Source organism: Dietzia sp. UBA5065, assembly GCA_002415925.1.
Taxonomy (GTDB): domain Bacteria; phylum Actinomycetota; class Actinomycetes; order Mycobacteriales; family Mycobacteriaceae; genus Dietzia.
In genome coordinates, this window is the sequence record DIAZ01000018.1 from 16,769 (window position 1) to 30,069 (window position 13,301).

At 70.9% G+C, this 13,301-nt stretch carries 17 protein-coding genes; 5 read left to right on the forward strand and 12 right to left on the reverse strand.

Annotated features, from left to right (window positions below):
- From B4M60_RS01680 to B4M60_RS01690, 3 genes are all read right to left on the reverse strand, one after another.
- Positions 1-512 (reverse strand): response regulator transcription factor (locus tag B4M60_RS01680; RefSeq protein WP_291079675.1); only part of this gene is annotated, 512 nt, incomplete at its 3' end.
- Between the two features lie 171 nt (positions 513-683).
- A complete protein-coding gene (rpmF, locus tag B4M60_RS01685; protein WP_107746461.1) occupies positions 684-854 on the reverse strand; it encodes a 50S ribosomal protein L32 in 171 nt (56 codons plus the stop codon).
- A gap of 67 nt (positions 855-921) precedes the next feature.
- Complete coding sequence (locus B4M60_RS01690; protein ID WP_291079679.1) at positions 922-1,182, reverse strand: type B 50S ribosomal protein L31; 261 nt, start codon at positions 1,180-1,182, stop codon at positions 922-924.
- Positions 1,183-1,544: 362 nt separating this feature from the next.
- Between B4M60_RS01690 and rpmB the strand changes: the two genes are divergently transcribed.
- The 5 genes from rpmB (at position 1,545) to B4M60_RS01715 (ending at position 3,629) form a co-directional block, all read left to right on the forward strand.
- Positions 1,545-1,781, forward strand: coding sequence for a 50S ribosomal protein L28 (gene rpmB, locus B4M60_RS01695; RefSeq protein WP_010542299.1), 237 nt, complete (start codon positions 1,545-1,547; stop codon positions 1,779-1,781).
- Between the two features lies 1 nt (position 1,782).
- Positions 1,783-1,947 carry a 50S ribosomal protein L33 gene (gene rpmG, locus B4M60_RS01700; protein ID WP_291079685.1) on the forward strand — a complete coding sequence of 55 codons (165 nt, stop codon included), beginning with the start codon at positions 1,783-1,785 and terminating at the stop codon, positions 1,945-1,947.
- 3 nt (positions 1,948-1,950) lie between these two features.
- On the forward strand, positions 1,951-2,256 hold the full coding sequence (gene rpsN / locus B4M60_RS01705) for a 30S ribosomal protein S14 (protein ID WP_291079688.1): 306 nt from the start codon (positions 1,951-1,953) through the stop codon (positions 2,254-2,256).
- Positions 2,257-2,266: 10 nt separating this feature from the next.
- On the forward strand, positions 2,267-2,524 hold the full coding sequence (gene rpsR, locus B4M60_RS01710; RefSeq protein ID WP_007632792.1) for a 30S ribosomal protein S18: 258 nt from the start codon (positions 2,267-2,269) through the stop codon (positions 2,522-2,524).
- 163 nt (positions 2,525-2,687) lie between these two features.
- A complete protein-coding gene (locus B4M60_RS01715; protein ID WP_291079695.1) occupies positions 2,688-3,629 on the forward strand; it encodes an AEC family transporter in 942 nt (313 codons plus the stop codon).
- Positions 3,630-3,638: 9 nt separating this feature from the next.
- Here the strand turns inward: B4M60_RS01715 and B4M60_RS01720 are convergent, their stop codons facing one another.
- From B4M60_RS01720 to B4M60_RS01760, 9 genes are all read right to left on the reverse strand, one after another.
- On the reverse strand, positions 3,639-4,370 hold the full coding sequence (locus tag B4M60_RS01720; RefSeq protein WP_291079697.1) for a CPBP family intramembrane glutamic endopeptidase: 732 nt from the start codon (positions 4,368-4,370) through the stop codon (positions 3,639-3,641).
- A gap of 31 nt (positions 4,371-4,401) precedes the next feature.
- Positions 4,402-5,055, reverse strand: coding sequence for a 3-oxoacid CoA-transferase subunit B (locus B4M60_RS01725; RefSeq protein ID WP_291079699.1), 654 nt, complete (start codon positions 5,053-5,055; stop codon positions 4,402-4,404).
- On the reverse strand, positions 5,055-5,831 hold the full coding sequence (locus B4M60_RS01730) for a CoA transferase subunit A (RefSeq protein ID WP_291079701.1): 777 nt from the start codon (positions 5,829-5,831) through the stop codon (positions 5,055-5,057). The genes B4M60_RS01725 and B4M60_RS01730 overlap by 1 nt, the downstream gene beginning before the upstream one ends.
- Positions 5,832-5,859: 28 nt before the next feature.
- On the reverse strand, positions 5,860-7,509 hold the full coding sequence (locus B4M60_RS01735) for an AMP-binding protein (protein WP_291079703.1): 1,650 nt from the start codon (positions 7,507-7,509) through the stop codon (positions 5,860-5,862).
- Positions 7,510-7,563: 54 nt separating this feature from the next.
- Positions 7,564-8,424 carry an HpcH/HpaI aldolase/citrate lyase family protein gene (locus tag B4M60_RS01740; protein ID WP_291079705.1) on the reverse strand — a complete coding sequence of 287 codons (861 nt, stop codon included), beginning with the start codon at positions 8,422-8,424 and terminating at the stop codon, positions 7,564-7,566.
- Complete coding sequence (locus B4M60_RS01745; RefSeq protein ID WP_291079707.1) at positions 8,421-8,966, reverse strand: MaoC family dehydratase; 546 nt, start codon at positions 8,964-8,966, stop codon at positions 8,421-8,423. The genes B4M60_RS01740 and B4M60_RS01745 overlap by 4 nt, the downstream gene beginning before the upstream one ends.
- The gene (locus B4M60_RS01750; protein WP_291079709.1) at positions 8,963-10,108 is read right to left on the reverse strand and encodes an acyl-CoA dehydrogenase family protein; all 1,146 of its coding nucleotides are present in this window, start codon (positions 10,106-10,108) and stop codon (positions 8,963-8,965) included. Before B4M60_RS01750 ends, B4M60_RS01745 begins: the two co-directional genes overlap by 4 nt.
- Positions 10,101-12,176 (reverse strand): acetyl/propionyl/methylcrotonyl-CoA carboxylase subunit alpha, encoded by a 2,076-nt coding sequence (locus tag B4M60_RS01755; RefSeq protein WP_291079711.1) that lies wholly within the window; start codon positions 12,174-12,176, stop codon positions 10,101-10,103. The genes B4M60_RS01750 and B4M60_RS01755 overlap by 8 nt, the downstream gene beginning before the upstream one ends.
- 8 nt (positions 12,177-12,184) lie before the next feature.
- Positions 12,185-13,301: carboxyl transferase domain-containing protein (locus B4M60_RS01760; protein ID WP_291079713.1), on the reverse strand; the 1,117-nt coding region annotated here is incomplete at its 5' end.

Genomic DNA, 13,301 nt, shown 5'->3' on the forward strand with positions numbered 1-13,301 from the left:
ACCCGGCGGGGATGGTGCAGGAGCAGCTCGAGCAGCGAGAACTCGGTGCGGGTCAGCTGGATCCGGCGTTCGCCGCGGGTCACCTCACGGGTGGCGAGGTCCATGGTGAGGTCCGCGAACTCGAGGACCTCCTCGGCGTCCTCCGCCTCCGGTCCGCGACGACGCAACAGGGCCCTGAGCCGGGCGAGCAACTCCTCCAGGGCGAAGGGCTTGGGGAGGTAGTCGTCGGCGCCGGCGTCCAGGCCCGCCACCCGCTCGGACACGGCGTCCCGGGCGGTGAGCATCATCACGGGCAGGTCGTCGCCCCGGCTGCGCAGGATCCGGCACACCTCGAGGCCGTCCCGGCGGGGCATCATCACGTCGAGGATCACCGCGTCCGGCCGGTTCGCGTCCAGCCGCTCCACCGCCTCGATCCCGTCCCCCGCGAGCTCCACGGTGTACCCGTTGAACGTCAGGGAGCGGCGCAGCGATTCGCGGACCGCCTGGTCGTCGTCGACTACGAGGATCTTCATGCCAGCGAGTCTCGCCTACCCTCCTGAACCAGGGCTGAGGATTGCGGCGAAACGGCCCGAACCGGCCCCGCCGGACGCCGACGAGCCCGGCGGGTCCTGGAGGATCCACCGGGCTCGTGACCGGGCGTGTGCGTGCGGCGCCGGGGCGCCGCCGGGCTCAGGTGCCCCGGCTCAGCGGTCGAGGTCGACCAGGCCGAGCTTGGCGGCCTTGACCAGGCGACGCGGCAGCACCACGGCGCGGCCGTCGATCTTGGTCTCCTGCAGGGCCGGGTTGTCGGCCTTCCACTGCGAGCGGCGGGAATGGGTGTTGGCGCGCGAGAGGCGACGCTTCGGAACTGCCATGACTGTTACGTCCTCGGGGTCTCGGGAGTGGGGCGGGCGGACCGGTGGGTGAGCACCGGCCACCGGCTCACTTCGTGCGGCGGGTGCGGTTGCCGTAGCGGCGCTGGAACTTCTCGACACGGCCGGCCGTGTCCATGACGCGCTGGGCGCCGGTCCAGAACGGGTGCGACTCGCTGGTCACGTCCACCACGATGAGCGGGTAGGAGTTGCCGTCCTCCCACTCGACCGTGCGGGCGCTCGTCGCGGTGGAGCGGGTGAGGAACTTGGTCCCCGTGCCCGAGTCCTGGAAGACCACCGGGTGGTAGTCGGGGTGGATGTCGCTCTTCATACTGGATCCCTCTAGCTCGGTAGAAGTCTTGGGTCTGGCGCGCGCACCCCTTGCGGGGAGCGTGCAGGTGCCAGTGGCCGAACCGGGGATCCCGGTCTCAGCACACGCATCGGTAGATGGTACCCGCACCATGGCCGGGCACCCAATTCGTGCCGGTGACCTGCCCCGGATTCCGGCGCTGACGTGCTGATTACCGTTTCACGCGGTCGGGCCGTAAACTAGACCATCGCTGTTGTCTGCACGTTTGCTATCGCCTCCCACGGTGCCTGCGACGTGGTGATCCGCGCCCGTCCGGCCCAGGCCGTTCGCGGTGCATCCCCACCACGCGCCACCGCACGAGGAGTCGGAAGGAGAACCACGCCATGTCGGCGCATTGCCAGGTAACGGGACGGAAGCCGGGTTTCGGCAAGTCCGTCTCGCACTCACACCGCAGGACCAACCGTCGCTGGAATCCGAACATCCAGCGCCGTAGCTACTTCGTGCCCTCCGAGGGTCGTCGCGTCACGCTGACGGTCTCGACCAAGGGCATCAAGACCATCGACCGTGACGGCATCGAGGCCGTCGTGGCTCGCATCCGCGCCCGTGGGGAGAAGATCTGAGATGGCCCGTAACGACGTTCGTCCCATCATCAAGCTCAAGTCCACGGCCGGAACCGGGTACACCTACGTGACCCGCAAGAACCGCCGCAACAACCCGGACCGCATCGTCCTCAAGAAGTTCGACCCGGTCGTCCGTAAGCACGTCGAATTCCGAGAGGAGCGCTGACCCGTGGCCAAGAAGTCAAAGATCGCGCGTAACGAGCAGCGCAAGGCCAAGGTGGCCCGGTTCGCCGAGCGTCGGGCCGAGCTCAAGCGCATCATCAAGAACCCCGAGAGCACGGACGAGGCGCGTATGGACGCCCAGACCGCGCTCAACAAGATGCCGCGTGACGCCTCGCCCGTGCGGGTGCGCAACCGCGACGTCGCCGATGGCCGCCCCCGCGGCTACCTCCGCAAGTTCGGTCTCTCCCGCGTCCGGATGCGCGAGATGGCCCACCGTGGCGAGTTGCCCGGTGTCACGAAGTCGAGTTGGTGAGTAGGTAATCATGGCTAAAGCGCGTAGCACCCCGTCCAAGAAGATCCGTGCCCAGGAGGGCCGTCGGCCGAAGAAGAACCCGTTGAAGGTCGCGGGTATCGAGACGGTCGACTACAAGGACGTCAACACCCTCCGTACGTTCATCTCCGACCGCGGCAAGATCCGTTCGCGTCGCGTCACCGGCCTCACGCCGCAGCAGCAGCGTCAGGTCGCCGTCGCGGTCAAGAACGCCCGCGAGATGGCCCTGCTGCCGTTCACCAGCCGCTGAGCGACTAGCTCGGCGCGGGTCGAACCGCACCACCCGTCCCGACCGCGGCACACCACCGCCGACCGGACAACAGCAACCCGATCGGGGTCGTGTCTCCACCACCGGAGACACGACCCCTTTCGGCGTTACCGCTCCCCCTTCCCCCGAACCCGAGGAGTCCCCCGTGGCCGGCGTCCTCAACGGCTTCGCCGTGATCGTCGCCCTGGTCGCGCTGGGCTGGCTCCTCGCCCGGACCATGGTCCTGGGCTCCGATGCGCGGCTGGTGCTCAACCGGCTCGTGTTCTTCGTGGCCACCCCCGCCCTGCTCTTCGACGCCCTCGCGCGCACCACCTTGGACCAGGTCTTCACCGGCGTCTTTGTGGTCTCCGCCGCCTCGGCCGTCCTCATCGCGGTCGCCTACGTCGCGATCGCCAGGCTGTGGCTGCGGCGTCCGCCCGCCGACCTCGTGGTGGGCGCGCTGTCCGCCGGATACGTCAACTCCGCCAACCTCGGGATCCCCATCGCCCTCTACGTCCTGGGCGACCTCGGCTTTGTCATGCCTCTGCTGTTGTTCCAGGTGGTCGTGCTCCAGCCCATCGCGATCGCGGTGCTCGAACGTGCCGCGCGCGCCGAGGGCGACGATTCCACCGGCGGCGGGGCGCTCGACTCACTCCTCCAGGCGGTGAGGGCCCCGATCGTCCTGGCCGCGCTGGCCGGGGTGCTCGTGGCCGCCCTCCCCTGGACGCCGCCCGACGCCCTGCTCGAGCCCGTCCACCTGGTCGGCCAGATCTCGGTCCCCGGCGCGCTCCTGGTGTTCGGGATGTCCCTCTTCGGCGTGAGGGTGCTCGAGGCGGGCGCCTCGCCGCGCCGCGAGATCGCCGTGGCCAGCGTCCTCAAGCTGGTCGCGCACCCGCTGCTCGCCTACGGCATCGGCGCCGGGCTGATGGGCATGCGGGGTCACGAGCTACTCACCGTGGTGGTGGCCGCGGCCCTGCCCACCGCGCAGAACGTCCTGGTGGTGGCCACGCGCTACGGGCACGGGGTGCTGCTCGCCCGGGACTCCGCGGTCCTCACCACCCTCGGCGCGCTGCCCGTGCTGCTGCTGATCGCCGGGCTCCTGGCCTGAGGCGAGCCCTCACCCCGCCCCCGCGGCGACGAGCCCACCCAATACCACGGCGTTGTTGACCCCGTGCAGGACGATCCCGGGCACGATCGACCGGTACCACTCGGCCATGACGCACAGCGAGACGCCGACCACCAGCAGGTAGGGCAGCGCGGGCGGGACCAGGTGGACGGCCGCGAAGACGGCCCCCGCTGACGCGAGACCGGCCGTCGCGTGCAGGCGGGCCCGCAGCGCCGGCAGGACGATCCCGCGGAAGACCACCTCCTCGGCCACCGGCACCAGCACCGCGACGGTGAGCATCCCGAGGAGCACGAACGCCGGGCCGCCCGTGGCGAGGTCGACGATCGCCGCGTCGGTGGGGTCGGCGGGGCCGCCCAGCGGGGTCAACACGATCGCGGAGGCGACGGCGCCCCCCGCCATCACCGCCGGGATCTGCCACAGCAGGTGTAAAGGCGAGTGTGCTGGTCTGCGCAGCCCCACGTCCGCCCAGGCCAGGCCGCGACGACGCAGCAGGTGGACCCGGACCGCGACGAGCGCGGCCACGGCGGTGCCGGCCAAAACCACCACCGCGAGCAGCGCGGTGTCGGGGCGTGCAGTGCCCGCCGCACGTCCCCCGAGGAGACCGAGGAGGACGACGACGACGAGGCCGACCCCGTAGACCAGGACCCACGCCAACGCCGACAGCGCCACCCGACCCCGGACCGGTGTGGTCCAGAGTCCGGCGGCGCCTGTGCCCGGTGTCACCGCGGCAGGTCCCGCGACCGCGGCCGCGCGGTCACGTCAGTCCGTCGGCCACCCGGTACGGCGCGTCCGTGGCGGCGGCGACCTGCTCGAGGGTGACGCCCTCGACCAGCTCTATCAGGGTCAGCCCCTCGGGGTCGCGGTCGAACACCCCGAGCTCGGTGATGATGCGGTCCACGCACCCGAGTCCGGTCAGCGGCAGGGAGATCTCGGAGACGATCTTGGACGAGCCGTCCTTGGCCACCTGGTCCATCACCACCACGATGCGGCGGGCCCCCACGACGAGGTCCATCGCGCCGCCCATGCCCTTGACCATGGCGCCGGGGACCATCCAGTTGGCGATGTCGCCGGCCGGGTTGACCTCCATCGCGCCGAGGATGGCCACGTCGATCTTGCCGGAGCGGATCATGCCGAAGCTCATGGCCGAGTCGAAGATCGACGAGCCGGGGAGCGTCGTGACGGTCTCCTTGCCGGCGTTGATGAGGTCGGGGTCCACGTCGTCGGGGTGCGGGTACGGGCCGATTCCCAGCAGCCCGTTCTCGGACTGCAGCGTGACGTTGATCCCCTCGGGGACGTAGTTCGGCACCATGGTCGGCAGGCCGATCCCCAGGTTGACGTACTGGCCGTCCTCCAACTCGAGGGCCGCGCGGGCGGCCATGGCCTTGCGGTCGCGTCCGATCCTGCTCATCAGCGCTGTCCTTCCGAGGGCGGGTTGGTGGTGGTCTTCTCGATCCACTTGGTGTTCTCGACCTGCTCGGGGGTGAGCTGCACGAGGCGGTGCACGTAGATGCCCGGCAGGTGGATGTCGTCGGGCGCGAGCTCGCCGACCTCCACGATCTCCTCCGCCTCCACGATGCACACCCGCCCGGCCATGGCGGCCAGGGGCGAGAAGTTGCGGGCGGTGAGGTTGAACCGGAGGTTCCCGCTGCGGTCGGCGACCGCGGCCCGGACCAGCGAGTAGTCGGCCTCGATGGCCTGCTCGAGGACGTAGGTCTCCCCGCGGATCTCCCGGGTCTCCTTGGGCGGCGAGGCCAGGGCGACACCGCCGTCGGAGTCGTACCTCCACGGCATCCCGCCGTCGGCGACGTACGTGCCGACGCCGGTCCGGGTGAAGAACGCGCCGATGCCGGACCCGCCCGCGCGCATCCGCTCGGCGAGCGTGCCCTGCGGGGTGAGCTCCACCTCGAGCTCCCCGGACAGGTACTGGCGGGCGAACTCCTTGTTCTCCCCGACGTACGACGAGACGATCCGGCGCAGCTTGCCGCTCTCCAGCAGCATCCCGAGGCCCTTGCCGTCGACCCCGGCGTTGTTGGAGAACACCTCGAAGTCGCCGACGTCCCGGGACGCGAGGGCGGAGATGACGACCTGCGGGATGCCGCACAGGCCGAACCCGCCGGCCGCGATGGACGCCCCGTGGGGGATGTCCGCGACGGCCTCGGCGGCGGTCATGATCTTGCTGGACATACGCGTACTCCTTGGGTGTGTGGGGCGCTCAGGCGATGCCGAGGATCTCGATGGCCGTCTTGCGCATGTCCACCTTGCGGACCTTGCCGGTGACGGTCATGGGGAACTCGTCCACCACGTGGACGTACCGCGGGATCTTGTGCCGGGCCAGTTTCCCGGTGGCGAAGTCCCGGACCTCGTCGGCGGTGAGATCGTCGCGGCCCGGCTTGAGCCGGATCCACGCCATGAGCTCCTCGCCGTACTTGGCGTCGGGGACGCCTATCACCTGGGCGTCGAGGATGTCGGGGTGCGTGTAGAGGAACTCCTCGACCTCGCGCGGGTAGATGTTCTCGCCGCCGCGGATCACCATGTCCTTGATCCGGCCGGTGATCTTGACGTAGCCGTCGTCGTCCATCTCGCCGATGTCACCGGTGTGCATCCACCCGCCGGCGTCCACGGCCTCGGCGGTCTTGTCCGGCTGGCCCCAGTACCCCAGCATGACGCTGTAGCCCTTGGTGCAGAACTCCCCGGCCTGGCCGCGCGGGAGCGTCTCGCCGGTCGAGGGGTCGACGATCTTGATCTCGAGGTGGCTCCCGACCCTACCGACGGTGGACACCCGCCGCTCCAGCGAGTCGGCCGCCCGGGTCTGGGTAGACACCGGGGAGGTCTCGGTCATGCCGTAGCAGATCGACACCTCCTCCATGTTCATCTGGTCGATCACCTGACGCATCGTCGCCTCCGGGCACGGCGAGCCCGCCATGATCCCGGTCCGCAGGCTCGACAGGTCGTAGGAGTCGACGTCATCCAGGGCGAGCTCGGCGATGAACATCGTCGGGACCCCGTACAGGCTGGTGCACTTCTCCTGCACGACCGCCCTGAGCGTGGCGGCGGGGTCGAACGCCGGCGCCGGGATCACCATGCAGGACCCGTGGGTCGTGCACGCCAGGTTGCCCATCACCATGCCGAAGCAGTGGTAGAACGGCACCGGCAGGCAGACCCGGTCGACCTCCGAGTAGTTGACGGTCTCACCCACGAAGTAGCCGTTGTTGAGGATGTTGGAGTGCGAGAGGGTGGCGCCCTTGGGGAAGCCCGTGGTGCCCGAGGTGTACTGGATGTTGATCGGGTCCCCGGCGTCGAGCCCGGAGCGGATCTGGGCCAGTTCCTCCGAGTGGGTGGGCCCGGACATCATCGACTCCCACTCCTCGTCGCCGAAGAGCACCACCACCTCGAGGTCCGGGCAGCTCGGCTGGACCTGCGCGAGCATCCCCGTGTAGTCGGAGTCCTTGAACTGGGGAGCCGCCACGACGGCCCTGATCGAGGCCTGCTTGAGCACGTACTCCAGCTCGTGGACCCGGTAGGACGGGTTGATGTTGACCAGCACCGCACCGAGCTCGGCGGTGGCGTACTGGATCATCACCCACTCCCAGCGGTTGGGTGACCAGATGCCCACCCGGTCGCCGGTGCGGATCCCCAGCCGGTGCAGCCCGGAGGCCAGGCGCCGGACGTCGGCGAGGAACTCGGTGTAGGTCCAGCGTCGGCCGGCCGGGACGTCGACCAGCGCGTCACGGTCACCGAACCGCTCGACGGTGCCCGCCAGGTTGGCGGGGATCGTCTCGGTCAGCAGCGGGACGTCGGTCTCCCCGCGGGTGTGCGACAGCGAAGGGTCGAGATCGGTGGAATCGAGATCGGTGGTGGTCATCTCGGTGCTCCTCGAGAGTGGGGCCGTGCGGCCCACGGAGTGGGGGTCGGGGTATCAGATGGTGGCGGCCGCCGCGCGACGCAGGGTCGCCTCGGCCTGGCGGAAGACCGGCCCGTCGACCATGCGGCCGTCCAGCCGGAAGACGCCCTGGTTGTTCTCGGCGGCGGCGAGGACCTTCCGGGCCCAGGCCACCTCGTCGTCGTCCGGCGCGTAGGCCCCGCGGACCACGGCGACCTGGGACGGGTGGATGCAGGCGGTGGCCACGAAGCCCAGGGCGACGGCGTCGAGCGCCTCGGCCCGCTGGCCCGCCTCGTCGGCGATGTCCAGGTGGACCGAGTCCACCGCCCAGCGGCCGAACGCGGCCGCGGCGAGCGCGACCTGGGCGCGGGCGTGCCGGGGCACGTCGCGGTACTCCCCCGCGACGCGGGGGCCGCCGGCCTCGACGCCGGCGAACCGGCTGGTCGACCCGCCCATGGCGGCGAGCAGGTCCTCGGCGCCCCACATCATCCCGGCGCACCCGGGCGCGGCGGCGATCTCCGCGGCGCGGACCACCCCGAGCGGGGTCTCGACCAGGGCGAGCACCGCGGCGCCGGTGGCGGCGTGGACGTCGGCCACCTGCGCGGCGGACTCGGTCTTGGCGAGCATGACGCACCGGTAGGCGGTGTCCGCGAGGGCCTCGAGGTCGGCGTCGTGGTCGTCGGTGCCCACCGGGTTGACGCGGACGATCGTCCGCCCGGGGTCCAGGTCCGACCCCCGCAGCGCCTCGCGCGCGGCCGGTCGGGCGTCGGGCGCGACCGCGTCCTCCAGGTCCACGATCACCACGTCCGCCCGCTCGGCGGCCTTGCCGTACCGCTCGGGCCGGTCGGCCGGGCAGAACAGCAGGGCCGGGCCGGGCGGGATCCACGCGGGGGTCACGCCCGGGCCTCCGCCGCCTGCTCGGCGGGCCGCTTGCGGACCAGGGTCTTGCGGACCGCCTTGGCCACCACGTCGCCGTGCTGGTTGCGGCCGATGTGCTCGAGGGTCACGATGCCCTCGCCCGGGCGCGACTTCGACTCCCGCTTGTCCGTGCACACCGTCTCGGCGTAGAGGGTGTCCCCGTGCAGGACCGGCTTGGGGAAGGTGACCTCCGAGAAGCCCAGATTCGCCACGATCGTGCCCTGCGTGAGCTGCGCGACGGACAGCCCGACCAGCGTGGACAGCGTGTGCATGGAGTTCATGAGCCGCTCGCCGCCGAAGCCGGGCTGCTCGGCCGACCACGCCGCGTCCAGGTGCAACGCCTGGGTGTTCATGGTGAGCGTGGTGAACAGGACGTTGTCCGTCTCCGTCATGGTGCGGCCCGGGCGGTGGAGGTAGGCGGTGCCGACCTCGTACTCCTCGAACCACAGCCCGCGCTGGACCACTTCCTTCCGCGCCGGGGTGCCGGCGCCGCCGTTGCCGGCGGTCTCGGCGTCGCTCACAGCCCGAGCCCCCGGGCGATCAGCATGAGCTGCACCTCGGTGGTGCCCTCGCCGATCTCGAGGATCTTGGAGTCGCGGTAGTGGCGGGCCACCGGGTACTCGTTCATGAAGCCGTAGCCGCCGTGGATCTGGGTGGCGTCGCGGGCGTTGTCCATGGCCGCCTCGGAGGCGACCATCTTGGCGATGGCGGCCTCCTTCTTGAACGGCTTGCCGGCCAGCATGAGGCGCGCGGCCTCGTAGTAGGCGCAGCGCGCGGTGTGGGCACGAGCCTCCATGCGGGCGATCTTGAACGCGATGGCCTGGAAGGAGCCGATCTTGCTGCCCATGGACTCGCGCTCACGCGCGTACTTGACCGACTCGTCCACGCAGCCCTGCGCGGCGCCGGTGGCCACCGCGGCGATCGCGACGCGGCCCTCGTCGAGGATCGACAGGAAGTTCGCGTAGCCGCGCCCCTCCTCGCCGAGCAGGTTCTCGGCCGGGACGCGCGCGTCGGCGAACGTCAGCGGGTGCGTGTCGGAGGAGTTCCAGCCGACCTTGTCGTAGGCCGGCTCGGCCGTGAATCCGGGGGTGCCGGACGGCACGATGATCGTCGAGATGGCCTTCTTGCCGTTATCCCGGACGCCGGTGACGGCGGTGACGGTGACCAGCGAGGTGATGTCGGTTCCGGAGTTGGTGATGAACTGCTTGTTCCCGTTGACCACCCACTCGTCGCCGTCACGCTTGGCCGTGGTCTTGGTGGCGCCGGCGTCCGAGCCCGCGCCGGGCTCGGTGAGGCCGAATCCCGCGAGCTTGGTGCCGGCGGCCAGGTCCGGCAGCCACGTCGCCTTCTGCTCCTCGTTGCCGAAGTGGTAGATCGGCATCGCGCCGAGCCCGACGCCGGCCTCCAGGGTCATGGCGGTCGACTGGTCGACGCGGCCCAGCTCCTCGAGCGCCAGGGAGAGGGCGAAGTAGTCGCCGCCCATCCCGCCGTACTCCTCCGGGAAGGGCAGGCCGAACAGGCCCATCTCGCCCATCTTGGCCACGACCTCGTACGGGAACGTGTGGTTGCGGTCGTGCTCGACCGAGGCCGGGGCCACGACCTTGTCCGCGAACTCGGCGACGGTCGACTTGAGATCCTGGTAGTGCTCTTCCAACTCAGGCATCGGTTTCTCCTTGGGATTCCTCGGTGGAGGGGTGGGGCTCGACGGTCGCGAGCAGGTGGTCGGCGGGCACCTGCTCGCCGGTGGAGACGTTGAGACGGACCACGCCGTCGATCGGTGCGGGCAGCGCGTGCTCCATCTTCATGGCCTCGACGGCCAGGATGTTCTGCCCCGCGGTCACCTCGTCGCCGTCGGAGACGAAGCAGGCGATGACCGACCCCGGCATGGGGCTGAGGATCTGTCCGTCGGACAGGCCGGCGTCGTGGATCCGGGAGTCGATGAGCGGGAGCAGTCGCAGGTCCCACGTGCCGCCGTCGCCGGCCACCCAGAAGGTGTCCGCGGCCCTGGGGTCGCGGGAGCGGGCCACGGTCCAGCGCTGCTGGGTGCCGTCGACGGTCAGGCGCAGCGACGCGCCGTCCCGCGCGACGCGCGCCCGGTGCCGCGAGGAGACCTCGGGCTCCTCGGTGGAGCCGATCGTGGCGTCGGTGATGCTCACCTCGGCGTCGTCGGGGGTCCCCCGGAGACCGACGGTGACGGGGTCCGAGCCCGGACCGGAGTCCACCCTGGTCCAGACCTCGGCGCGCCCGCCGACCCGCCAGCCGTTGGGCACGTCCCACGGACCGCGGCGGTCCGCGGGAACGCGCGCCCAGCGCTCCTCGGTGCGGTGCATGGCCACCGCGACCAGCGCGCCCTCGGGGGCGGGCGTGGCGGTGTAGGCGTCGAGGGTCCGGTCGAGCAGGCCCGTGTCCAGGTCGCCGGCGACGACCTCCGGCTGCGAGAGCAGGAAGCGGCAGAAGTCGATGTTGGTCCGCAGTCCCAGCACGTGGGTGTCCGCGAGCGCGGCATCGAGGCGGGCCAGCGCCTCCGCGCGGTCGGCGCCGTGGGCGATGACCTTGCCGAGCATCGGGTCGTAGTCGCTGCCGACCACGGTGCCCACGCGCAGCCCGGAGTCGACCCGGATGCCGTCGCCGGACGGCTCCTCGAGCCCGAGCACCGTGCCGCCGGTCGGGAGGAAGCCCTTGGCGGGGTCCTCCGCGTAGACGCGGGCCTCGATCGAGTGGCCGGTGAGCGTGATGTCGGACTGCCGGAGGGTCAACTCCTCGCCCGCGGCGATGCGGACCTGCCAGTCCACGAGGTCCACGCCGGTGACCATCTCTGTGACCGGGTGCTCCACCTGCAGACGGGTGTTCATCTCCATGAAGAAGAACTCGTCGGGGGCGTGCGCGGAGACGATGAACTCCACGGTCCCGGCGCCGACGTAGCCGACCGAGCGGGCGGCGTCGCAGGCGGCCGCGCCGATGCGCTGGCGGGTGGCCTCGTCGAGCAGGGCGCTGGGCGCCTCCTCGATGACCTTCTGGTGCCGGCGCTGCAGCGAGCACTCGCGCTCGCCCAGGTGGATCACGTTGCCGTGGGTGTCCGCGAGGACCTGGACCTCGATGTGGCGTGGGGTGTCGACAAAGCGCTCGAGGAACAGCGTGTCGTCGCCGAACGCGTTGGCCGACTCCCGCCGGGCGGACTCCAGCGCGGCGGGCAGGTCGGCGGCGTCGGTGACGCGCCTCATGCCCTTGCCGCCACCACCGGCGGAGGGCTTGACGAGGACCGGGTACCCGACCTCGGCGGCGCCGGCGATCAGGTCGTCGTCGGTCAGCCCGGGCCGGGAGATGCCCGGAACGGTGGGGACGTCCCGGGCCGACACGGCGGCCTTGGCCGTGATCTTGTCGCCCATCGTCTCGATGGCGACGGCCGGCGGACCCACGAAGATCAGGCCGGCCTCCTCGAGGGCCCGGGCGAACTTCGAGTTCTCCGACAGGAAGCCGTAGCCCGGGTGGACCGCCTGCGCCCCGGTCTCGCGGCACGCCGCGATCACCTTGTCGATGTCGAGGTAGGACTGTGAGGCCTGGGCGGGACCCAGGTGGACGGCGGCGTCGGCCATGCGCACGTGCAGCGCATCGGCGTCGGCGTCGGAGTAGACGGCGACCGAGCGGATGCCCGCTGCCCGCAGCGAGCGGATCACGCGGCACGCGATCTCGCCGCGGTTGGCCACCAGGACGGTGTGGAGTTTCTGAGACATGGGTGCGATCACATCCTGAAGACGCCGTTGTTGACCGGCTCGAGGGGGGCGTTGGCGGCAGCCGCGAGGGCCAGGCCGAGGACGGTGCGGGTGTCGGCGGGGTCGATGATCCCGTCGTCCCAGAGTCGTGCCGTGGAGTAGTACGCGGTGGACTGCTCCTCGAACTGCTCGCGGATCGGGGCGGTGAACTCGGCCTGCTGCTCGTCGGTCCACTCCCCTCCCGCCTTGGTGACCTGGGCGGCGCGGACCGAGGCCAGGGTGTCCGCGGCCTGCGGGCCGCCCATCACGGCGATCTTCGCGTTGGGCCACATCCACAGGAACCGCGGGGAGTAGGCGCGGCCGCACATGGAGTAGTTGCCCGCGCCGAACGACCCGCCCACGACCACGGTGAGCTTGGGCACGCGGGCGCACGCCACCGCCGCGACCATCTTGGCGCCGTTCTTGGCGATGCCGCCGGCCTCGTACTGGCGGCCGACCATGAACCCGGTGATGTTCTGGAGGAAGATCAGCGGGATCTTGCGCCGGTCGCACAGTTCGATGAAGTGGGCGCCCTTGAGCGCGGACTCGGAGAAGATCACGCCGTTGTTGCCGATGATCCCCACCGGGTGGCCGTGGATCCGCGCGAACGCGGTGACCATCGAGGTGCCGTAGTCCTTCTTGAACTCGGTGAACTCGCCGCCGTCGACGATCGTGCCGATCACGTCGCGGACGTCGTAGGGCTGCCGGGAGTCGACGGGGACCAGGTCGTAGAGGTCCGTCTGCGGACGCACGGGCTCGCGGGACTCGAGGACCTCCCAGTCCGGCGCGGGGGCCGGGGGGCAGGTCGCGATGATCTCGCGGACCTTCATCAGGGCGTCGTAGTCGTCGTCGGCCAGGTGGTCCACCACGCCGGAGGTCTTGGCGTGCAGGTCCCCGCCGCCGAGCTCCTCGGCCGTGACCTCCTCGCCGGTGGCGGCCTTCACCAGCGGCGGGCCGGCGAGGAAGATCGTGCCCTGGTTGCGGACGATGATCGCCTCGTCGCTCATCGCCGGGACGTACGCGCCTCCGGCGGTGCAGGAGCCCATGACCGCGGCGATCTGCGGGATGCCCTTGGCGGACATCGTGGCCTGGTTGTAGAAGATCCGG